The organism is Asticcacaulis sp. (assembly GCF_051956075.1).
In the GTDB taxonomy this organism is placed as follows: domain Bacteria; phylum Pseudomonadota; class Alphaproteobacteria; order Caulobacterales; family Caulobacteraceae; genus Asticcacaulis.
In genome coordinates this window covers 64312-87060 of the sequence record NZ_JBQCGA010000003.1, presented here as the reverse complement: position 1 = coordinate 87060, position 22749 = coordinate 64312, and the positions used below count along the sequence as shown (strand labels likewise).

19 protein-coding genes are annotated in these 22749 nt (G+C 61.8%); 12 read left to right on the top strand and 7 right to left on the bottom strand.

The genetic code is table 11. The features are described 5' to 3' along the window. The 3 genes from ACTHLA_RS00890 to ACTHLA_RS00880 form a co-directional block, all read left to right on the top strand. The coding region (locus tag ACTHLA_RS00890) for a beta-galactosidase (protein ID WP_440184239.1) at window positions 1-3720 on the top strand (3720 nt) is incomplete at its 5' end. A 5-nt stretch (window positions 3721-3725) separates the two neighbouring features. After that, window positions 3726-4889, top strand: coding sequence for a beta-galactosidase BglB (gene bglB / locus ACTHLA_RS00885; RefSeq protein WP_440184236.1), 1164 nt, complete (start codon window positions 3726-3728; stop codon window positions 4887-4889). Window positions 4890-4923: 34 nt separating this feature from the next. Continuing rightward, window positions 4924-6495 (top strand): MFS transporter, encoded by a 1572-nt coding sequence (locus tag ACTHLA_RS00880; RefSeq protein ID WP_440184233.1) that lies wholly within the window; start codon window positions 4924-4926, stop codon window positions 6493-6495. A 94-nt stretch (window positions 6496-6589) separates the two neighbouring features. On the opposite strand, the gene ACTHLA_RS00875 is transcribed toward ACTHLA_RS00880, so the two are convergent. Genes ACTHLA_RS00875 through ACTHLA_RS00855 form a run of 5 tightly spaced genes read right to left on the bottom strand, consistent with a single transcriptional unit; the run spans window position 6590 to window position 10557 of the window. Beyond that, the gene (locus ACTHLA_RS00875) at window positions 6590-6898 is read right to left on the bottom strand and encodes a type II toxin-antitoxin system RelE/ParE family toxin (RefSeq protein WP_440184231.1); all 309 of its coding nucleotides are present in this window, start codon (window positions 6896-6898) and stop codon (window positions 6590-6592) included. Then, the gene (locus ACTHLA_RS00870) at window positions 6895-7173 is read right to left on the bottom strand and encodes a ribbon-helix-helix domain-containing protein (protein ID WP_440184228.1); all 279 of its coding nucleotides are present in this window, start codon (window positions 7171-7173) and stop codon (window positions 6895-6897) included. Before ACTHLA_RS00870 ends, ACTHLA_RS00875 begins: the two co-directional genes overlap by 4 nt. A 34-nt stretch (window positions 7174-7207) precedes the next feature. After that, entirely contained in the window at window positions 7208-8614 is a 1407-nt protein-coding gene (locus tag ACTHLA_RS00865; RefSeq protein ID WP_440184225.1) for a rhamnogalacturonidase, read from the bottom strand. Window positions 8615-8625: 11 nt separating this feature from the next. Then, window positions 8626-9759 (bottom strand): FMN-dependent L-lactate dehydrogenase LldD, encoded by a 1134-nt coding sequence (gene lldD / locus ACTHLA_RS00860; protein ID WP_440184223.1) that lies wholly within the window; start codon window positions 9757-9759, stop codon window positions 8626-8628. A gap of 36 nt (window positions 9760-9795) precedes the next feature. Continuing rightward, window positions 9796-10557: an SDR family NAD(P)-dependent oxidoreductase gene (locus ACTHLA_RS00855; protein ID WP_440184220.1), complete on the bottom strand. Its 762-nt coding sequence runs from the start codon at window positions 10555-10557 to the stop codon at window positions 9796-9798. 410 nt (window positions 10558-10967) lie between these two features. Between ACTHLA_RS00855 and rhmD the strand changes: the two genes are divergently transcribed. The 6 genes from rhmD (at window position 10968) to ACTHLA_RS00825 (ending at window position 17643) form a co-directional block, all read left to right on the top strand. Then, entirely contained in the window at window positions 10968-12179 is a 1212-nt protein-coding gene (rhmD, locus tag ACTHLA_RS00850) for an L-rhamnonate dehydratase (protein ID WP_440184217.1), read from the top strand. Between the two features lie 201 nt (window positions 12180-12380). Beyond that, window positions 12381-13253, top strand: coding sequence for a fumarylacetoacetate hydrolase family protein (locus ACTHLA_RS00845; protein WP_440184214.1), 873 nt, complete (start codon window positions 12381-12383; stop codon window positions 13251-13253). Beyond that, the gene (locus tag ACTHLA_RS00840; protein ID WP_440184211.1) at window positions 13253-13996 is read left to right on the top strand and encodes an SDR family NAD(P)-dependent oxidoreductase; all 744 of its coding nucleotides are present in this window, start codon (window positions 13253-13255) and stop codon (window positions 13994-13996) included. The genes ACTHLA_RS00845 and ACTHLA_RS00840 overlap by 1 nt, the downstream gene beginning before the upstream one ends. Window positions 13997-14077: 81 nt before the next feature. Continuing rightward, window positions 14078-14977: an amidohydrolase family protein gene (locus ACTHLA_RS00835; protein WP_440184208.1), complete on the top strand. Its 900-nt coding sequence runs from the start codon at window positions 14078-14080 to the stop codon at window positions 14975-14977. A 36-nt stretch (window positions 14978-15013) separates the two neighbouring features. Further along, window positions 15014-16066 (top strand): L-rhamnose/proton symporter RhaT, encoded by a 1053-nt coding sequence (gene rhaT, locus ACTHLA_RS00830; RefSeq protein ID WP_440184206.1) that lies wholly within the window; start codon window positions 15014-15016, stop codon window positions 16064-16066. Between the two features lie 8 nt (window positions 16067-16074). Further along, a complete protein-coding gene (locus ACTHLA_RS00825; protein WP_440184203.1) occupies window positions 16075-17643 on the top strand; it encodes a rhamnogalacturonidase in 1569 nt (522 codons plus the stop codon). Here ACTHLA_RS00825 and ACTHLA_RS00820 read toward each other — a convergent pair. Beyond that, window positions 17640-17897 carry a DUF2171 domain-containing protein gene (locus tag ACTHLA_RS00820; RefSeq protein WP_440184200.1) on the bottom strand — a complete coding sequence of 86 codons (258 nt, stop codon included), beginning with the start codon at window positions 17895-17897 and terminating at the stop codon, window positions 17640-17642. The genes ACTHLA_RS00825 and ACTHLA_RS00820 overlap by 4 nt on opposite strands. Window positions 17898-17959: 62 nt before the next feature. After that, a complete protein-coding gene (locus ACTHLA_RS00815; RefSeq protein WP_440184245.1) occupies window positions 17960-19525 on the bottom strand; it encodes an alpha-L-fucosidase in 1566 nt (521 codons plus the stop codon). Between the two features lie 96 nt (window positions 19526-19621). Between ACTHLA_RS00815 and ACTHLA_RS00810 the strand changes: the two genes are divergently transcribed. Genes ACTHLA_RS00810 through ACTHLA_RS00800 form a run of 3 tightly spaced genes read left to right on the top strand, consistent with a single transcriptional unit; the run spans window position 19622 to window position 22723 of the window. Continuing rightward, on the top strand, window positions 19622-20896 hold the full coding sequence (locus ACTHLA_RS00810; protein WP_440184197.1) for a rhamnogalacturonan acetylesterase: 1275 nt from the start codon (window positions 19622-19624) through the stop codon (window positions 20894-20896). Between the two features lie 11 nt (window positions 20897-20907). Further along, the gene (locus ACTHLA_RS00805; RefSeq protein ID WP_440184194.1) at window positions 20908-21879 is read left to right on the top strand and encodes an alpha/beta hydrolase; all 972 of its coding nucleotides are present in this window, start codon (window positions 20908-20910) and stop codon (window positions 21877-21879) included. A 4-nt stretch (window positions 21880-21883) separates the two neighbouring features. Beyond that, window positions 21884-22723, top strand: a complete 840-nt coding sequence (locus ACTHLA_RS00800) for a rhamnogalacturonan acetylesterase (RefSeq protein WP_440184191.1) — start codon at window positions 21884-21886, stop codon at window positions 22721-22723. Window positions 22724-22749: the final 26 nt, after the last annotated feature.

The window sequence follows — 22749 nt, the reverse complement described above, 5'->3', positions numbered from 1 at the left end:
GAAAACAAGCTGTCCATCTTCACCTCCTATGACGGCGTGACCTACACCTCGCTGGCCGAGGAAGCCTATACGCCGCCGAGCGGCCTGCTGCGCGATCCGTCGATCATCCGCGCCTCTGACGGCGACTATTATGTCGTCTATACCACCGGTTGGAACGGCCACAGCTTCGGCCTCGCCAAAAGCCATGACCTGCGTCACTGGCAGCATGTCAAAGACGTGCAACTGAACCTGCCCGGCCTTACCAACACCTGGGCGCCGGAATGGTTCCAGGACACGGACGGCAGCGCCTATGTCGTCGTCTCCTTATCCACCGGCGGCACGAAAGGCCCGTTCTCGGCTTATCTGCTCAAGGCCAATGCCGACCTGACGGATTTCTCCGCCCCCGTCGCCATGCAGGGCCTCGGGAATAACCATATCGACACCTTTCCGATCAAGATCGACGACCGCTACTGGGTGATCACCAAGAACGAGACGACCAAGACGCTGGAGCGCGCCTGGGCGACGAGCCTGAGCGGCCCGTGGACCATCGACCGCACCGGCGACTGGGCGGGCTGGGGCGACTGGATCGAAGGTCCGGCCCTGGCGCCAATCAAGGGCGCGGATGGTAAAGACGGCTGGCGTCTCTATTTCGACGACTATCGCGATAAGACCTACTGGTATTCCGACAGCTTCGACGGGCTGAACACCTGGACGAAGAAGCAGGAACTGGGCGGCGTCTCCGGCGCGGTGCGCCACTTTACCGTCATCCGCGAACCGACCGAGATGGTCGAGGCCGCAACCAAACCAACAGGAACCCCGCAAGCCGTCACCTGGGACCGCCATTCTTTGATGATCGGCGGCAAACGGGTGATGATCTGGTCAGGCGAGTTCCAGCCCTTCCGCCTGCCCTCGCCCTCCATGTGGCGCGATGTGCTGCAAAAGATGAAGGCGACCGGCTATAACGCCGTGACCCTCTATATCGACTGGGGCTATCAGTCCTCCGAACAGGGCCATTACGACTTTTCCGGCGTGCGCGATGTCGAGCGCGCCATCCAGATGGCCGAGGACGAAGGGCTCTACGTCATTATCCGCCCCGGCCCTTATGTGAACGCCGAACTAAGCATGGGGGGCTTCCCCGGCTGGGTGACGCGGCAGAAGGCGATGGCGCGCACTGACGACCCGGAATACTTAAAAGCGGTCGATGAGTGGCAGACCCAGATCGACACGATCGTCGCGCGCCACCAGATCACGACGGGCGGCGGCAAGGTCATCGCCTTCCAGATCGAAAACGAGCTGGGCGACACCTCGCCGTCGCGCCAGCGCTACATGCAGCACCTGGCCGATAAGGTGCATGCCGACGGCATCAATGTTCCGATCTTCCATAATTCGGCCAGCCGCCTGCCCAACTGGACTCCGAAGGATTCCAGCGCGCCCTGGGCGGTGCCGGGACCGACCGACCTCTACGCCTTTGACGGCTATCCGGGCGGCGGCTGCACCGGCACGCGCGACCCCGGCAAGCCGAACAGCGTGCCCAACTGGGGCATGTACGGCGATACGACGCCCGATCCGAAGACCGGCATCGTCAAGGCGGGCGCCCTGTCCTCGCCGAACACGCCGGGCTTCGCCGCCGAGATCGGCGGCGGCTGGTTCGACTTCTGGGGCAGCCCCGGCACCTATGAGTGCACCGCCAAGCGCATCGGCTCGGCCTATGTGCGCACCGATTTCGGCTCCAGCCTGATCAACGGCCTTTCGATCCACAGCGTCTATATGGCGTTCGGCGGCACCTCATGGGGCTGGGAACCGGCCAGCGTCGTCTATACCTCCTATGACTACGGCTCCGGCATCTCTGAATCGCGCGGCATCCGCGACAAGCAACTGACCTTCAAACAACTGGGCCAGTTCGTGCAGGCCGCCACGCCCCTGCTGGCCGATCTCGACAAGGGGCCATTGCTGCAAAGCGACAATCCGAAGGTCAAACTCTATCACGATGTCGGCGCAAACGGTGAAGGCGACCTGATCTTCGCCATCCACGATCCGTCCAATGCGACGACGGACGACGCGTTCGGTTTCGATCTGACGACGAAGGACGGCAGCTATCATATCAGGACGCAATTGAACGGTCAGGACGGCAAGCTGTTTCTCGCCAATACCGCACTGGCGCGTCAGCACCTCGTCTATACGACCTCAGACACGCAGACATTTTTTGAGCAGGGCGACCGCGACATCGCGCTTCTGTACGGGCGGGCGGGCGAAGCGGGCGAGACGGTCCTCAAATATGCCAAAAAACCGAAATTTACGGTCATTCAGGGACAAATTTCGGCTAATTTCGATAACCGCACCCACGATCTGAAGCTGAATTACACCCATTCCGGCCTGAGCATAATCCGCATCGAAAGCGGGGATAAACCGCCCTTGCTGCTGCTGATCGGCGACGATGCGACAGCGCAACAGTTCTGGCGGCAGGACACGCCGCAAGGGCCGGTTCTGGAGCGCTCGGACGCCCTGATCCGCACCGCCGCCATTGACGGCGCGAACTTGAACCTGACCGGCGACACGTCGAAAGACGCAAAGATCGACATCTGGGCGCCGCAGGGCGTCAAGACGGTCAGCTTCAACGGACAGGCGCTGGCGGCGCAGGCGAATGCGCTGGGCGGCCTGACGACAGCCGCCGTTCCGGGACCGGCTCCGGTTACGCCGCCGGACCTGATGACGATCCGCTGGGAGCGCCGTTCCGGCTCGCCCGAGGCCGACCCGAACTTCGACGATTCCAACTGGCGCAAGGCGGACCTGGCCACCTCCAACGCCCTGCCCGCCACGCAGCCGCCCGCGGGACAGCCGGTGCTGGATATGAGCCAGTACGGCTTCCATCACGGCGATGTCTGGTATCGCGGTCGCTTTACCGTGACAACAAAATCAACGATTGACTCGGCTGACGCCTTCTATGGCGGCGGCGCAGCCGGCATGATGCAGATCTGGATCGACGGCAAGTTCATCGGTCAGGACGAGATTCCGGGCGGCGTACCGCGTCCCAAGGGCACGGCGCGCGCGCATTTCGACCTGTCGGCTCTGACGCCGGGAGCGCACGAAATCTCGGTCATGGTCCGCAACGAGGCCCATAACTGGGATCTCGGCGCCAATGATGAACATAAAGAGGCGCGCGGCCTGATCAGCTTCTCCTTGTCGCACAAAGGAGACGCGCCGTTCGCCGTGCCGATCGACTGGACAATTCAGGGCGATAAGGGCGGCGAGCATATCGCCGATCTGGTGCGCGGCCCGATGAACAATGGCGGCCTCTATGGCGAGCGCATGGGCTGGTATCTGCCCGCCAAAAAATCCGACACAGGCTGGACCGCCGCCGCGCCAACCGATGCGCCGCCGAACGCCGGAACCTACTGGCTGCGAGCGCAGGTTCCGCTTGATATGCCGAAAGATCAGGATGTTCAGTTCGGCTTGCAAATCGGCGATCCTGATGTGCCGCAGTCATCGCACAAGACGCGCGCCCTGATCTTCGTCAATGGCTGGCATCTGGGCAATTTCGCCGCCAATATCGGCCCGCAGCACGTCTTTGTCCTGCCGCCGGGTATCCTCAACCCCAATGGCGACAACACCGTCACCTTGGCCGTCACCACGGATGGCCAGCCGCAGAACGCGCTTGAACCGGTCAAGCTCGTCGTGCTGCATAATGTCCGCGGCGGCGTCCCCGTCGAGCCTGTTCCCTCCCCCTCAAGCACCCAGCGCTAAGCCTTATGACCAACCAGATCCTGAAACCGACCCATTCCGACCGCCTGCCCGAACTGCTGCGCCATCAGACGGCGGGGCTGGACGCCGACCGCGAAGATTACTTAAACGCGGTCAACAGCCTGATCGACAATCTGATCAACATCAGGGACGAGACCGGCGACTTCCTGTTGCGCCTCGACGACGGGCGCGTGATCGACACCAAGGGCTGGCACGGCTTTGAATGGACGCAAGGGGTCGGCCTCTACGGCATCTACAAGCACTGGGAGATGACCGGCGATCCCAAGGCCTGGCGGATCATGACCCAGTGGTTCGAGGACCGCTTCAAAGAGGGCATGCCGTCGCGCAATATCAACACGGTCGCGCCCTTCCTGACGCTCGCCTATCTGTTCGAGCGCACGCAGGACCGCCGCTTCCTGCCCTATCTCGATGTCTGGGGCGAATGGGTCTATAACGACCTGCCGCGCACCGAAGAGGGCGGCTTCCAGCACATCGTCTATAACAGTGTCAACCATCAGCAGATGTGGGACGACACGCTGATGATGTCGGTTCTGCCGCTGGCCAAGATCGGCCTCTTGCTGAACCGGCCGCACTATGTCGAAGAAGCCAAGCGCCAGTTCCTGATCCACATCAAATACCTGGCCGACCGCAAGACCGGGCTGTGGTTCCACGGCTGGACCTTCGACGGACGGCACAATTTCGCCAATGCCCTGTGGGGCCGCGGCAATTCGTGGGTCACCATCGTGATCCCGGAATTTATCGAACTCTTGGACCTGCCAAAGGGCGACGCCCTGCGCACCTTCCTGATCGACACGCTGGAGGCGCAGGTCAAGGCTTTGGCGAAGGTGCAGGCCCCGTCAGGCCTGTGGCGCACCATTCTCGACGATGAAACCGCCTACGAAGAAGCCGCCGCCTCGGCGGGCTTCGCCTACGGCATCCTGAAAGCCGTACGCAAGGGGTATATCTCGAAGGATTACGAAGCCGTCGGCGTTGCAGGCGCCAAGGCGGTGCGAAAGCACATTTCCAGCGACGGCGAACTGACTCAGGTGTCCTTCGGCACGCCGGTGTTCAATTCGATCCAGGAATACAAGGACATTCCGCTGACCTCGATGCCCTTCGGGCAGGCCATGGCGCTGCTGGCCATGGGCGAATTCATGTATCGGTTCATCTAAGTAAATTAGGTTTCAGTATAAAAAGAGAAAAATCATGGGTAAGGATGTGACGGAACGCAAGCCGGGGCCAATCAACTACTGGGCCTGGGGCTCGGGCGACGTGGTCGGCGCGGGCCTGCCCGCCGTCACCTCCGGCTGGCTGATCTATTTCTACACCACCTTCTGCCATATCGACGCGCTGAAAGCGGGCGGCCTGCTGGCTATTCCGCGCATCTTCGACGCCATCACCTGCCCTTTGATCGGCTATATTTCCGACAATCTGCGCCATACCTGGGTCGGCAGACACATCGGAAGGCGTAAAATCTTTCTTTTGATCGCCATTCCGCTGCTGCCTTCGTTCGCCCTGATGTGGGTGCAGGGCCAGAGCTTTCTCTACTATCTCTCCAGCTACATCTTCTTCGAGCTGGTCTATAATTGCGTGCTGATCCCGTGGGAGACACTGCCCGCCGAGATGAGCAAGGACTATAAGGTGAAGGCGAAATTCGCGGGCGCGCGCATGTTGCAGGCGCAGGCCTTCGCCATCTTCGCCTCCTATCTGCCGACCCTGATCATCAACCATCTTGGCAAGGATTCCGCCGTCACCTTCCTGATCAACGGCGCGATCTTCGGCGTGATGGGCAGCATCCTGATCACCCTGGCGGTCATCTTCACCTGGGAGCGCCCCTATACGGACGGCGAAAAGCTGATCAAGCCGGAGCCGCTTAACCTGGCGCGCGGCCTGATGATCCCGTTCCATATGTTCCGCGACCTGTTCTCGACCCTGCGCATTCGCGCCTTCCGCCAGCACCTCGGCATTTATCTCGGCGGCTACATCTCTCAGGACGTGTTCAACGCCGCCTTCCCGATCTTCGTGCTGACCGTCATGCTGGGCGCAACCCAGATCATCTCGCAGATGTGGACGATCATGTATGCGGTGCAACTCCTGTCCGTGCTGATCGCGATCAATGTCGTCATGCGCACCGGGCCGCAGCGCGCCTACGCCGCCGCCATCGCCTCCTTCATCCTCGCCTGCGTCCTCTACTACATCTATTACCTGATCCAGCCCGCCGGTTTCCCCGCCGCCCTGCACGGCATCGAACACAATGTCTTCGGCGGCGTGCTCAGCGGCAAGGTCGGGCCGATGGTGATCTTCTGGTTGTTCGTCCCCGTGGCGTTGGCCGGACTCGGACGCGGCACGCTGAACTTCGTGCCGTGGAGCGTCTATAATTACCTGCCCGACGTCGATGAGGCCGTGACCGGTCAGCGCCGCGAAGGCATTTTCGCCGGGGTGATGACTTTGGTGCGCAAATTCACCCAAGCCTTCGCCCTGGCGGGAACCGGCTGGGCTATGGAGGCCGGCGGTTTCGTCTCCGGCGCCCCGACCCAGACGCCGCACGCCGTTCACACCATCGTGCTGATCCTGTGCGTCGCGCCCGCCGTCGTCATGCTGCTCGGCTTTCTTGTCTCGTTGAGTTTCCGCCTCAACGCCAAAACCCACGACGTGCTGATGACCGAGATCGAACGCCTGCGCGATGGCGCGACAGAACCCGCCACGCCGGAAAGCGGCAAGGTGGTCGAAGACCTGACCGGCTGGACATACGCGCAGCTTTGGGGACGCGGGCGGTAGAGCACCGGTCTGATAACATCAGATCGGCGCTCTATGTCTTTGTTTTTTCGCTCTTCCTGATCCAAAAAGTGGAACCACTTTTTGGGGAAACGCTCTAATCATCCGCGCCGAACGCCGCCTCTATGTTCTGACCGCCGTGGAAGACGCCGACGATCACCAGTTTGTCGCCGTCGATCTGAGTGACGATGGCGACGCGACGACGATAACCGACAAGACGCACCTGCGGCCCCAAATCTTCGCGTAAAGCGCCTCTTTGCGGAAAGAGCGTCAGCGATTCACAAAAGCGGATGATGCCCGCGACATAGCGTTGCGCCGTCTGCAAGGAAGCATTTTCGGCGATATATGCTTCTAGAGCATCGAGTTGCCGCAGGGCCGCCGGCGTGTAAATGACGCTGCGACTCACGCCGTGCGCGCTCGCTCCGCACGGCGCGCCGCCAGACGCGCGCGCACTTCATCGGCCGTATAGACCTCGCCCGGATTCGCCCGATATGCGTCGAGCGCCGGAACCACCTCCTTACGTAGCCACGCTTCCAGCGGCAGATTCTGCTCCTGCAAGCCGCGCAGACCATCGACGATGACATCGTTGACATCAGCGTATTCGCCCGATTTGATCTTGTCGCGCACCAGCCGCGCCAGGTCTTCGGGCAGTGTGATGTTGAACTGAACGTCGTCGGCCATGGCGGAAATCCTCAAGTCTCCGGCCAGTCTAGCACTACGCCCCCTTCTCGTGAAGCGTCGTATCCTCAAACAGGGTCCGCGGGCGCGCGTCGGACGCCTCCGCCGTCAGCGCCACGTCCTTCAGCGTCAGACCGCGCACATGCCGCGTCCACAGTCCCCAGGCTGGCGTTGGGCCGAACATGGACGGCTCAGGATAGGCGTCGTCTTTTTCCGGCGGTGAGGCACCCAGCGCCGCGCCGCCGCCGCGATAGGCCAGGCGCACCCGCTCCAGCGTCACGTCCTCGATCGGATGGCCTTCCATGCCGACGATCAAGGCGCTGTAGTCGGGTAGGATGCCCTCCGCCGTCATGTCGCGGATCGCGACGCGCCGGATCGCACCGGGAACCGCGCCTTCCGGCGCGCGCAGCCGCGCGCCCAACCGCAGGAACAGAGGCGCCGTCGTCACCTCGCGCAAGCTGAGATTCGTCGCCTCGACATCCTCGATCACCCCGCCGTCCACCGTCTCCAGCGCCAGTCCACGCGAGCGCTCAAATAAGCAACGGTTGATTTTAATGCGCCGGAAATCGCCGCTCGATTCGGTGCCGATTTTGATGCGCCCCGTTACGCGATCCCGATCCGGCGAAAAGACCTGAGTACATCCGCGCGTCCCGTCGATCATCGTACCGAGGTCGAAGCCCGACACCGCGCAATCCTCGATCAGCACGTCCTCGCAAGGCCTCCGCTCGCCCAGCGCAAAGCTTGACTTCAACACGATGGCGTCGTCGTTCGGCGTATTGACTCGACAGCCGCGCACGATCACGCGGCGACAGCCGTCAATGTCGATGCCGTCGCGGTTGCTGTCAATATTGATATTCTCAAGCCGCAGGTCGTCCACGCCGGTGGCCAGCACAGCGAAGTGTCCGCCATTGACGATGGTGAGATCGCGGATCGTAACCCCGCGCGACCGGCAAAAGGCGATGGCCTTGTTGCCCTGCCCTGCCATTTCAGTCACATGCGGCGACAGGATGGCCATGTCCTCAGCGGACATGCCGCGCATGCTTTCCGGGAATTCGCCCGCTCTCTTCTTCCAGCGCGACCCCGGCCCTTCACGCGTCAAACCTCGCCCGTCGATGCGTCCCCGCCCGGCCAAGGTCACATCTTCTAGGTCGATTCCATAGATCAGGCTGTTGCGCCAATGGCTGTGGCCGAAGTCCTGATAGAGGTCGAACGGATTGTCCTCGGCGGCGTCGTAGTGGCCGCCATGCCGCTTGGGGTCGGCGGCCTCCAGTATGCAACCTTCCTCAAAAATAAGATGAAGATGGCTTTTCAACTCTATGGAAAAGCTAAGATAATGTCCTTGATCAAAAACGACGACATCGCCCTTGTCGGCTGCCGCGACGGCTTTGCGGATCGCTTCAATGTCGAGCGTGACGCCATCGCCCTTCGCGCCAAAATCGCGCACGTCGAGGCGCATTATCGGGCCAGAATCTCAGGGCCGATATCGGCAATCGACTTGCATCCGGTCAGCACCATGGCGGTCTTCATATCCTTTTCCAACAGGGCCAGGAGGTTGCGCACCCCGGCTTCGCCCGCCGCGGCCAGGGCATAGACGAAGGCGCGCCCGATCAGCACGCCGTCCGCCCCCAGCGCCAGCATGCGCATGACGTCAAGACCGGTGCGCACGCCGCCATCGGCGAAGATCGTCATCTCGCCTTTTACCGCCTCGGCAATCATGGATAAGGCGCGCGCCGAAGACATGGCGCCGTCCAGTTGCCGCCCGCCGTGATTGGACACCACAAGCCCGTCCGCGCCAAAAGCTTTGGCGTCCCTGGCGTCCTGCGGGTCGAGTATCCCCTTGATCACCATCGGCCCGTCCCAGGCGTCGCGGATCCATTGCAGATCGGACCACGAAATGCCTGGATCGAAATTCGCGCCCAGCCAGCCGATATAGTCCTCAAGGCCGGTCGCCGCGCCGCGATAGGCCGAGATATTGCCAAGATCGTGCGGACGCCCCATCAGGCCGACGTCCCACGCCCACTCAGGATGAGTCACGGCCTGCCAGATGCGGCGCAAGCCCGCATTAGGCCCGCTCATGCCCGAATGTGCATCGCGATAACGCGAACCCGGCACCGGCATATCGACGGTGAACACCAGGCTCGCCGCGCCCAGAGCCTTAGCCCTTTGCAGCACATCGGCCATGAAGCCGCGATCCTTCAGCACGTAAAGCTGAAACCAGATCGGTTTCGGCGACTTATCGGCGACCTCTTTCAAGGAGCAGACGCTCACGGTCGACTGAATGAACGGGATGTTGCGCGAAGCCGCCGCCCTGGCCGCCTGCACCTCGCCGCGCCGGGCGTACATGCCGGTCAGACCAACCGGCGCCAGACAGATCGGCAGGTCGTGCTTCACGCCGAAAAACGAAGTTGAGAGATCGAGCTGCTCCGAACCTTTCAGCACCCGCTGCTTCAGCATGACGCTATTCAGGTCCGCCCTGTTGGCGTCCAGCGTCGTCTCCGCGCCGGAGCCGCCGTCAAGATAATGGAACAAAAACGGAGGCAGCTTGGCCTTGGCGGCCTTACGGTAATCTGTGGGAGCGGAAATGATCATGGCGCTATAAAAACCGCCGCAAAGTCATGGTCAAGCCTATTGGAAATTGGCGAAGGCGCCGCCATCGGCCAACACCGCCGCGCCGGTGACGTAACCGGCCAGATCCGAGGCTAAGAAGACCACCACCTTGGCGATGTCTTCCGGGCGTCCCAGACGACCGAGCGGAATGCGACCTTCCATATATTCGCGTTTTTTGGGATCGGCCAGATCGTCCTTGTTGATATCGGTGGCGACCGTGCCGGGCAGCACCGAATTGCAGCGTATGCCATACCTGCCCAGCGCAACGGCGGTGGACTGCATCAAAGAATGCACGCCCGCCTTGGTTGGGGTGTAGTGGGTCTGCATCTCTCCGCCGACGAGGGCCGAGATCGACGAGATCGCCACCAGCGATCCACCGCTTCCCTGTTTGACCATCTGATTGGCCGCCGCCTGACACATATAGTAGGCGCCGAACAGATTGACCTCCATGGTGCGGCGTAGCGTCGCGCGCGGCATGTCGAGGAAGCTGTGGAACGGACAGATGCCGGCGTTCGACACCAACACATCGACCCCGCCCAATCCTGACACCGCCGCCTCGACAAAGGCGGGCGCGCTTTCCGGGTCGGCGACGTCTGCGTCGAACACCACAATCTTGCGGCCCAGCGCCTCGATCTCCTTGACGAGAGTAGCCGTCGCCTCTGAATCCTTGAACACATTGACCGCAACGTCCGCGCCATGACGCGCACATTCAATCGCCGTTGCGCGACCGATGCCGCGCGACGCGCCCGTGATCAGAACACGTTGTCCCTCAAGGAGCATACTTCTTCCCTACGTCTTTACTCACGATCTTATTGGCCGCCGAAGCGCCGCGCGCTTCGATTCCCCCCGCAAGCCTTTCCGTCGATTGTTTATGACGCAAACTGCGCAATGTCTGATGCGACCGGAAAATCATACGCTGAAAATTCAACGACTGTGGCGGTTATATGCCCGGTATTTGTCATTGGCAATCATTAATTCAATCATAAACGATCATTTATTGCAGGGTGAATTTCCCTGCCCACGTCTTACGCACACGCTACGCCGCACAGGCATGTTAGCGCTAGCATGACGAAATGCGTCGCGTCATGCTCACAATCGTCGCGACCTGCGTCTGCGCCATTGACAAGTTGACGATTGATCAATATCGCTCACCATAGATCAACCCACACTTTCGATGAGTTCTGACCGTCATGCCGACCCAATCCTTTACGCCTGTCAAAATCAAGCAGGTCCGCGCCCACGTTATTAAAGGCGGCGAAGGCGGCGGCGGGGCCGACTATCACGATCAGGGCGAAGGCCACTGGATCGACAACCACATCGCGACCTCCATGGGCCGCTATCCTGAATACCGCCAGAGCCGCAAATCGTTTGGCATCAATGTGCTGGGCACGCTGGTGGTCGAAATCGAAGCCGATGACGGCACGGTCGGCTTTGCGGTGACGACGGGCGGCGAGCCAGCCGCCTATCTGGTCGAAAAGCATTTCGCCCGCTTCCTCGAAGGCCGCTCGCCGTTCGAGTACGAAAAGATCTGGGACCAGATGTATTTCGGCTCGCAATATTATGGCCGCAAGGGTCTGGTGGTGAACGCGATTTCCGGCGTCGATCTGGCGCTATGGGATCTGATGGGCCGCCTGCGCGGCGAGCCTGTCTATCACATGCTGGGTGGCGCTGTGCGCGACGAACTGCAATTCTACGCCACCGGCGCGCGCCCGGACCTCGCCAAAAAGATGGGCTTTATCGGCGGCAAGATGCCGCTGCTGCACGGCCCCATTGAGGGCGATGAGGGCTTGCGCAAGAATGTCGAGATGCTGGCCGATATGCGCTCGCGTTGCGGTGACGACTTCTGGCTGATGTGGGACTGCTGGATGGCGCTCGACGTCAACTACGCGACCCGTCTTGCCCATGCCTGCGCCGAATACGGCCTGAAATGGATCGAGGAGGCGATTTCGCCCGACGACTACTGGGGCTATCAGCAGCTCAAGATGAATGTCCCCGCCGGGATGCTGGTGACCACGGGCGAGCATGAAGCCACCCGCTGGGGCTTTCGCATGCTGATGGAGATGGACTGCTGCGACCTGATCCAGCCCGATGTCGGCTGGTGCGGCGGCGTGACTGAGCTTCTGAAAATCTCGGCCATGGCCGATAGCCGCGGCGTCATGGTCGTGCCGCACGGCTCATCGGTCTACAGCTATCACTTCGTCATCACGCGCCACAATTCGCCGTTCGCCGAATTCCTGATGATGGCGCCCAAGGCTGATCATGTCGCGCCGATGTTCCATCCGCAGCTTTTGGGCGAGCCGGTGCCGGAAAATGGCCGCCTGAACGTCAATAAGCTGGACAAGCCCGGTTTTGGCGTGGAACTGAACCCTGAGGTGAAGCTCCACCGCCCCTACACGCACTAAAAGATTTGAACCACGGAAAACACGGAAAGCACGGAAACTCAGCCTTCATTTGCGCTTCGTCGGCAAGGTTCATGAGTAAAGCGACGCGCATCGCGCGTCATTCACACGGTCATAAAGACAGGGATGACCTGCCGACGATCTTCCTGTCCGTGTTTTCCGTGCTTTCCGTGGTTCAATCTTTTCCTTGAAAGGACCAAACCTATGAAACTCTGCCGCTACGGCCCCAAGGGCCAGGAAAAGCCCGGTCTCGTCGATTCCGAAGGCCGCATCCGCGACCTGTCCGGCGTTATCTCCGACCTGACGCCCGACACGGTGCGCCTGTCGCAACTGGCCAAACTCAAGGACATCGACCTGATGAAGCTGCCGGTGGTCGAAGGCGCCCCCCGCTATGGCGTGCCTGTGAATGGCATCGGCAAGATCATCGCGGTCGGCCTCAACTATGCCGACCACGCCGCCGAATCGAACCTGCCCGTGCCGACGGAGCCGATCTATTTCACCAAGGCTGTCACCGCGCTCAACGGCCCGAACGACGACGTGATCAAGCCGCGCGACGCGACCAAGATGGACTGGGAGGTCGAACTCGGCCTGATCATCGGCAAGACCTGCCGCTATGTCGATGAAGCGGATGCTCTGAATCACGTCGCCGGTTACGTGCTGGTCAACGACATTTCCGAACGCGCTTTCCAGAAAGAGCGCGGCACGCAGTGGGTCAAGGGCAAGGGCTGCGACACCTTCTGTCCGACCGGCCCGTGGCTGGTCACGCCCGACGAACTGGGCGATCCGCACGTGCTCGACATGTTCCTCGACGTCAATGGTCAGCGCATGCAGACCGGCAATACGAAGACCCTGATCTTCAACGTCGCCCAGTGCCTGTCCTACATTTCGCGCTTCGTCACCCTGCAACCGGGCGACCTCGTCATCACCGGCACGCCGCCGGGCGTCGGCGAGGGCAAGAAGCCGAACCCGATCTATCTCAATGCGGGCGATGAGATGCATCTGGGCGTCAAGGGCCTGGGCGAACAACGCCACAAGGTCGTCCCGTTCTCGCTCGAAGGTCTGGAGATTATCGAATAATGTACGCTGATCGTTTCAAGGGCCGTAAGGCCATCGTCACCGGCGGCGCGTCGGGTCTGGGCAAGGCGTCCGCCGCCCGCATCCATGCCGAAGGCGGCGAGGTCGTCCTGTGGGATCTGAACGCCGAAGCGCTGGAGGCGGCGAAAGCCGAGACGGGCGCCAAAGGCGTGGTCGCGCTCGACGTCTCCGATCAGGCGCAGGTCGCCGCGGCGGCGAAACAGTCGGCGGAAATCCTTGGCGGGATCGACATCCTGATCAATTCGGCAGGCATTACCGGGGCGACCGTCCCGGTGTGGGAGTTCCCGGTCGAGTCCTGGCTTCAGGTAATGAACATCAACCTGAACGGCCTGTTCTACTGCTGCCGCGAGGTCATCCCGTTCATGCTGGACGGCGGTTATGGCCGCATCGTCAACGTCGCCTCGGTGGCGGGCAAGGAAGGCAATCCCAATGCCTCGGCCTATTCGGCCTCCAAGGCGGGCGTGATCGGCCTGACCAAGTCGCTTGGCAAGGAGCTGGCGACCAAGGGCGTGATCGTCAACGCCCTGACCCCGGCGACGTTTGAATCGCCGATCCTGGCGCAACTGCCGCAGTCGCAGGTCGATTACATGCGCTCCAAGATCCCGATGGGCCGCCTCGGCGTCGTCGAGGAATCGGCGGCCATGGTGACCTTCATGGCGTCCGAGGAATGCTCCTTCACCACGGCCTCGACCTTCGATACGTCGGGCGGGCGCACAACCTTCTAATACATTAAGGGCGGCGAGGCATGACCCCGCCGCCCGTCTTGTCTCAAGACGTCAGCAGAACGTCAGACAGAGAGGAAACACATGGCGATCCAACGGTTTGTCGATGCGCATGTCCACCTGTGGAAGCTGGACCATATCCGTTACCCGTGGCTGACGCCGCCTTTTTCACCCGATGGCCCCAATGGCAGCGTTGAGCCCATCGCGCAGGACTATGGCCTGTCGGACTATTTTCGAGACGCCGCAGGTTTCCCGGTCGCCAAGATCGTCCATATTGATGCGGGCGCGCATCCCGAGGACGCGCTGAAGGAAACCCACTGGCTGCAGAACATGGCCTATGAGCGCGGCTTTCCCAACGCCATCGTCGCCTTCGCGGCGCTCAACGGTCCCGATGTCGAGGCCCTGCTCGACAAGCACGCCCAGAACCGCAATGTGCGCGGCGTCCGGCACATTCTCAACTGGCACCCCGATCCGGCGCGCACCTATACGCCGCGCGACCTGCTGGAGGACGAAGCTCTGGCGAACGGCTATGCGCTGCTCGGCAAGCACCATCTGTCCTTCGACCTGCAAATCTATCCCAATCAGATGATCGCCGCCCATCGTCTGGCCAGCCGCTTTCCGAATGTGCCGGTGATCATCAACCATATGGGCATGCCGATCGCGTCCGAAGGCGCCGAGGGGCTGGCGCGCTGGAAAAGCGGCCTGCAATTGCTGGCCACCCTGCCGCACATCAGCATCAAGGTGTCGGGCATGGGCTTTTACGATCGCGGCTGGACGGCGGACAGCATCCGCCCTCTGGTCCTTGAGGTGATCGACCGCTTCGGAACGGACCGCGTCATGTTCGCCTCGGACTTTCCGACCGACAAGCTGTTCAACCCTTACGCCGCCGCCCTGAACGCCTATGACGCGATCACGTCCGGCTTCAGCCAGGATGAACGCGAGGCGATGTTCGCCGCCAATGCCGAGAGAATTTACCGCATATAATCAATATATAACAGGAAAAGGCCACAGGAAACGATCATGAACCCCAATCCTCTGTTAGGCGTCTTCTTCCACTGGCTGGGCGGTCTGTCCTCGGCCAGCTTCTATGTCCCCTATAAGCGCATCCGCCTGTGGTCGTGGGAGATATTCTGGCTGACCGGCGGCGTGTTTTCCTGGATTATCGCGCCGTGGCTGTTCGCCTCGATCCAGACGCACGACCTGCTGGGCGTACTGAGCGCCGCGCCGCGCGACGTGTTAATGTGGTGCGTGATCTGGGGCGCCTTGTGGGGCCTTGGCGGCCTGACCTTCGGCCTGACCATGCGGTACTTAGGACTTTCGCTTGGCATGGCGGTGGCGCTGGGCCTGACCACGGCCATCGGCACGGTCGGTCCGCCCCTGTTTCACGGCACGCTCCTGACCCTGCTCGGCACGGCATCGGGCAAGATCACCCTGCTCGGCATCCTGATCGTCCTGGTCGCCATCGTGGTGGTCGCCTCAGCGGGTCACGCCAAGGAGAAGGAGGCGCCCGAAAAGAGCGAGGGCCTTAAGGAGTTTCACCTGACGCGCGGCATACTGGTCGCCCTGTTCTGCGGCGTTATGTCGTCCTGCTTCGCCTTCGGCCTGGACGCGGGCGCGCCGATCAAGGCTTTGAGCGCCAAAGCCGGAACCGGCCCGCTATGGACCGGCCTGCCCGTCCTGTGCGTCGTGCTGATCGGCGGCTTTGCGACCAACTTCATCTGGAGCGGCTATCTGATCCTGAAGAACCGCACCGCGCCCGAATGGATCGGCAAGACCCCGACCGGCGAAAAGCCCCCTCTCCTGCTCAACTACCTGCTGGCGGCCTTTGGCGGCACGCTATGGTACTTCCAGTTCTTCTTCTACACCATGGGCGAAAGCCAGATGGGCAAATACGGCTTCTCGTCCTGGACCCTGCACATGGCCTCGATCATCCTGTTCTCGACCCTGTGGGGCTTCGCGCTGAAAGAATGGGCGGGCACCTCACTGAAGACGCGCCTGACCGTCTGGCTCGGCATCGGCCTTCTGATCGCCTCGACCGTGATCATCGGCGTTGGCAATATGCTGGGGCAATAGGGCATAGCATGTTCAGCCGCCGCCACCTACTGATCGCCAGCGCCGCGGGCCTGATCCTGCCCGCCTCCGTTCGCGCCGCTCCGCTCGCCGCAGGCGCCTTCAACATCCGCGATTTCGGCGCCAAAGGCGATGGCGTCGCGATCGACTCGCCCGCCATCAACGCGGCCATAGACGAAGCCGTCAAACGCGGCGGCGGCACGGTGTTCGTCCCCGCCGGAACCTATGCCTGCTATTCGATTCGCCTGAAAAGCCGCGTTACGCTTTATCTCGATCAGGGCGCGACCCTGCTGGCGGCCTCCGTGCCGCTGGAGGGCACGACGACCGGCGGCTATGACGCCGCCGAGCCGCAGGACCCGGCCATCGCGCCGTTTCAGGATTACGGCCACAATCACTGGCATAACAGCCTGATCTGGGCCGAGGGCGAGCACGACATGGCCATTCTGGGCGAGGGCCTGATCTGGGGCAAGGGCTTAAGCCGCGGCCATCCCGATCCCGACCTGCCGCGCGCCGACCTGCCCGGCGTCGGCAACAAGGCGATTGCATTCAAGAACTGTCGCAATGTGCAGTTGCGCGATTTTAAAATCTTGCAAGGCGGCTGGTTCGCGCTTTTGGCCACCGGGGTCGATAATCTGATCATCGACAATCTCCTCGTTGACACCAATCGCGACGGCTTCGACATCGACTGCTGCAAAAATGTGCGCGTGTCTAACTGCACGGTGAACTCGCCCTATGACGACGCCATTGTGCCCAAATCCTCCTTCGCGCTCGGCTATGCCCGCGCCACCGAAAACGTCACCATCAGCAACTGCCAGGTCAGCGGCGGCTATGTTGTCGGCTCGGTGCTGGACGGGACGTTCAAGCCGTTAGAGGCCAGCCGTGATACGTGGCGGCTGGGGCGCATCAAGTGCGGCACAGAGTCGAACGGCGGTTTCAGGAATATCGCCATTTCCAACTGTGTGTTCGACTCGTGCTGGGGTCTGGCGCTGGAGACGGAGGACGGCGCGATACTCGAAGACATCGCCGTCAGCAACATCACCATGAAAAACTGCTTCTCAGCGCCGCTTTTCCTGCGGCTGGGACGGCGGATGCGCGGCCCCAAGGGCGCGCCAGTTGGCCGTTTCAAACGCGTGCTGATCGACAATGTGACCTGCGACAGCGTTTCGCAACTGCCGATCAATATTGCGGGCGTCGCAGGCTATCCGGTCGAGGATGTGAAGATCAGCAACGTCTTTTTCACGCAAGCCGGCGGCGGCGACGCCGCCATGGCCGCGCGCAATCCGCCCGCCAATGAGGACAAATATCCCGACCCCAACATGTTCGGCGACCTGCCCGCCACCGGGGCCTTTATCCGCCATGCGCGCAATATCGAGCTGTCGTACATCGAGATCGCTATGAAGACGCCCGATGCGCGCCCGGCCTTCTGGTTGCAGGATGTCGATGGCTTCGATGCCTCCTTCCTGAACATCCCCGCGGGCGCGCCCGCCTTCCACCTGGATCGGGTGCGCGACTTCCGCACCATGGGCAGCCGCGCCATCCCGGACCGGCGGCTCGATGCGCCGACGCCTATGGATTTTTAGCGCTCGGCGCCGCTGCCTTCTTCCTCAAGCATGACGGCGACATCGGCATTGGCCGACAGCCGCACCTTGTCGCCTTCGATGTCGGCGACCAGGCCGAGGTCGATATAGTGGTGGTGGCCCTTATGCGAGCCGTCGCCGGAATCGCGCTTCGTCAATTTGATGCGCCGCCCGTCGATATGATCGACCGTGCCGACGTGCACGCCATCGGCGCCGATGACCTCGGCGTGTTCCTTGATCTGGGTAGCTTCAACCATGATGCTTCTCCTTGTGAGCCCCCCTGACCGAAACTAGGCAGCGCCTCATAAGAATGCGATCCTCACTGGCGGCGGCTTTGATAAGGCGCCATGCGGATGCGAAACGCATAGGCGATCTCATCCGGCTTTTTCGGCAGTTCAAGATGCAGCCCGTCCGGCCCCTGCGTGAAAGCGACCTCAGACCCACCGATCAGCTCGACCGAAGTCACCTTGCCCGCCGCATCGCCCAGGGCCGCAATTGTCGCCGGGTCGCCCGGCCATTTGAGGGCGATGGCATAGACCACGCCGTCCTTCTGCGTAAAGCGCCAGTCGCCTTCGCCGAATTGCGTCCACGGACGGGTCGCATAGATGGCCTCGCCATTACGGTCGAGCCACTTGCCGATGCCGAGCAGGGTCTGCTGCTGGTCGTCCGGGATAACCCCATCGGCGCGCGGCGAGATGTTGAGCGTGTAATTGCCGCCTTTTGAGACCGTGTCGATCAGCAGCGGCACGATCACGGAGGCTGGACGCACACTCAGCCCGTCAATATAACCCCACGATTGATTGCCAATTGTGTCATCGACCTGCCAGCCGCCTAGGCGGATGCCTGCGGGCGAGCGCTTGCCCACCTTCTCGAAGTCGATCACGCTGCCGATCTGCTGCGTGTCGTCATTCGAGGGCGCCATGGCGATATATTTGGTTGAAAGCGTCACCTTCTGGCCGGTCTCGGCGGCGCGGTCATAAAAGTAAGCCGCGACATAGCGCTTGAGCGGATCGAGCACGCGCAAATTGACGCCATTGTCCCACCACAGAATGTCGGGATGATAGTTGTCGATCAGTTCCAGATTGCGATTGACCCAGTCGCTCAAAAACGCCGCCATCGCCGCATTGGAGCGGTCGGCAACGTGGTAAAAATACACCCATTTCGGATCGTAAAGATCGGCCTTTTCGGCTTTGAGCTTCGCGTCGATATCCGGGTCCGGGTTGACGAAGGTGAAGTTTTCAATGCCGTGATTGGAGACGCCGAATTTCAGTCCCTCAGCATGCACCGCCTTTTCGAGATCGCCGATCAGGTCGCGGTGCGGCCCCATCCTGACCGCGTTGAACGGCGTCACTTTTGAGTCCCACAGGGCGAAATTGTCGTGGTGCTCGGCGGTCGGGATGACATATTTCGCGCCCGCCGCCTTGAACAAACTGGCCCACTGATCGGGGTTCCAGTTTTTGGCGGTGAACAAGGGGATCAGGTCTTTGTAACCGACTTTATCCTGCGGCCCGAAATGCTGCTCGTGCCACTTTGCGCCCTCGCCAGCATACATATGCTTTTCGTACCATTCATTGCCGTGCGCTGCGGCGGAATAGACGCCCCAATGGATGAAAATGCCGAACTTGGCGTCGGAAAACCATTGCGGCTGCACATAATGATCGGCGATAGAGGCCCAGGTCGGCGCAAAAGGCCCCGGCGGCAGCGGCTTGTCGATGCCTTTCATGGCGCTTTCGACAATCTCCGGCGAGGCGGGCGGCCCCATGACGCCGTAGTCATAAAGGTTCGAGGGCGGCGCGCCCATCGGATCGGGCTTGGGTAGGACGGTGGCGGCGTGCGCGCTGCCGGCCAGCAGGCCTGCCAGCGCTCCGGCGATATAATATTGCATTTTCCGCACATCCGGCTCCCTTTATGGCTTGCTAAATCCTATTAACGATCATAAACAATCACGTAAATACAAAATCAATCACAGGTCGGAATCCCCATGCTACGCGCCTTCCTGCTGCTGTCCGCCGCTTCCGCGCTCATCGCCACGCCCGTCGCGGCGCAGGACTGGCATCGCCATTTCGTCTTCGGCAGCGCCGTCAAACCGTCGCAGGACGACACCGCCGTCAACAGCGCAGACCTTTACGGTTTCGGCACGGGCTTCGGCTTTGAAGGCGATGCGCCAACCCTCTCCGCTGACAGCGCGGGCGGCAAGCCCTTCTTCTTCTCGTTCGCCGCACCGGAAGGCAATTACAAGGTCACGGTGACGCTGGGCGGCGATCAGGCCTCGACCACAACCGTCAAGGCTGAGCTGCGGCGCCTGATGCTTGAAACTGTCGCCACGCCTGCGGGCGGCGCGGTGACAAAGACCTTCATCGTCAATGTCCGCACGCCCGATCTCGTCACCGGCGGGCAGGTGCGGCTCAAGGCCCCGCGCGAGTCGGTGGATGAGGCGCGCGACTGGGACAACCGCCTCACGCTGGAATTTGACGGCGACAATCCCGAAGTTCGCGCCATCGACGTGACGCCGGTCGAGGTGCCGACGCTTTACCTGCTGGGCGATTCCACCGTCTGCGACCAGATGGGCGAACCATGGGCGGCCTGGGGCCAGATGCTGCCGCGCTTCTTCAAGCCGACCGTGGCCATCGCCAACCACGCCGAGTCGGGCGAAACGGTCTCCGATTCCAACAACCGCTACCGCTTCGCCAAAATTCTGTCCGAAATTAAGCCGGGCGACGTCTTCATCGCCCAGTTCGGTCATAATGACATGAAGGAAAAGAAGCGCGACCCCGACGCCCCCGCCAAGTACAAGGCCGGGCTGACCGCCTGGATCAAGGCGGTGCAGGCCAAGGGCGCAACGGCCGTCATCGTCACCTCGATGAACCGCCATACTTTTAAAGATGGACAAGTTTACAATAGTTTAGAAGAATACCCTCAACTGGCGCGCGAAGCTGCCGCCGAGACGGGTGCGGCCCTGATCGACCTCAACGCCCAGAGCAAGACGCTCTATGAAGCCCTGGGTGAACAAGGTTCTCTGGCCCTGTTCGAACACAATGCCGACGGCACGCAGCGCGACGCGACGCACCAGAGCCCTTACGGCGCCTATGAACTGGCCAAGATCATCGTGCAGGGCCTGCGCGACGATCATCTGGCCATTGCCCAACAGGTGCTGGATGATGTTCCGGCCTTCGATCCGGCCCATCCCGATCCCGAATCCGCCTTCCACGTCCCGCCCAGCGCGGTCTATTCCGCCGTCAAACCCTTCGGCAATTAAGGAGCCTGTCCATGGTCGATCGTCGCACCTTCCTGACCTTGAGCGCCGCCTTCGGCGCGGTCGCCGCTTTACCCATGGCGGCGCGCGCCAAGGCCAATGACCTGTCGATCCAGGACATCTGGCCGAACGATCCGCCGGGCGGCGACAAGGTCACGACGCCGGAACAGGTTATCCTGCGCCATCCGGGCGGCGATCCCAACGACACGGCTTTCCTGCATGTCCGCAAACCGTGGCTCCTGCTGCGTAAGCCGAAAAAGCCGAATGGCGGCGCGGTGCTGTTGATCCCCGGCGGCGGCTATGTCCGCGTGGCGGTCTCCAAGGCGGGCGGCGATATCGACGCCTGGCTGGCCGATCAGGGCTATACGGTTTTCACCATGGATTACCGCCTGCCCGGCGATCCGTGGGCGGCGGGGCCGGAGGTCGCGCTGCAGGACGCGCAGCGCGCCATGCGCATCATCCGCTCGCGCAGCACAGAACTCGGCTTCGATCCGAACCGAGTCGCGATCATGGGCTTTTCAGCGGGCGGCCATGTCGCGGGCCTCCTCGTGACGCGCTGGGATAAGCCAGTCTATGCGCCGATTGACGCCCTCGACCAACTGTCGGCCAAGCCGACCACGGCCTCCATGTGCTATCCGGTCGTGACCATGATGCAGCCCTATGCGCACCAGCAATCCATGCACGCCGCGCTCGGCCCCGACCCAAGCGAGGAAGCGCGTCAGGCCGCCTCGATCGAGCTGCATGTGCCCGCTGATGCGCCGCCGACCTTTGTCTGCGCCACCACCAATGACCCGGTCGTGCCGCACCAGAACGCCATGCTGATGTTCGATGCGCTCAACGCTGCGAAGGTTCCGTCCGAACTGCACCTCTATGAGGGCGCGACCCACGGCTTTCCTTTGCGCGGCAAGGATCACCAGTTGCTGCCCTGGGGTCCGCAGGCGCTCGCCTTCATGCAGCGCCACGGTCTCGATCCGGTAAAGGCTTAAGCCCATGAAATCGCTTTTGATCACCGCCGCCCTGCTTGTCGCCCCTTTGGCCGCCACGCCCGCCTTAGCGCAAACACCACATGAAGTCTCTCTGGCCCCGATCCGCGTCATTCTGGTCGGAGATTCGACCATGACCAACAAAAGCGGCTATGGCGGCGAGCTGTGCAAGGATTTCACCGCTCAGGTCACCTGCATCAACGCCGCGCGCGGAGGGCGCTCGTCAAAAAGCTATCGCGTCGAGGGCCTGTGGGACCAGATCATGACGCAACTGGCCGACAAGAAGGCACCGGATGGCAAAACCTTCGCCAAGACTTATGTGCTGATCCAGTTCGGCCATAATGACGGCTCGCCAAAGCCCGAACGCCACACCAATATCGAGACCGAATTCCCGGTCAATATGCGCAACTATGCGCGCGACGTCGAAAAGGCGGGCGCGACCCCGGTGCTGATCACGCCGATCACCCAGCGCAAATTCATCGATGGCCAGTTGCAGCCGGATCTTGTGCCGTGGGCCAATGCCACCCGCACCGTGGCGAAGACCGAGCACGTCACCTTGCTCGACCTCAATGCCGAGAGCATGAAGGCCGTTCAGGCGATGGGTTTGACCGAGGCCAACACCCTCGCGGGCCAGCCGATCCCGCAGAACGTGCTGGATACCGAAGACAGCGGCACCTCGGTTCCGGCCATCTTCACCGACGCCTCTCAGGGCCAGGGCAAGACCCAGGGCTTCGACTACACCCATATGGGCCCAAAGGGTCAGCCCTATTTCGCCCGCATGGTGGCCGATCTGTGGATCAAGGCCGACCCGAGCATCGCCGCCTATGTGAAGCCGGACGCGCGGTAAGGATTGGCAAGGTTTGACAATAAGTC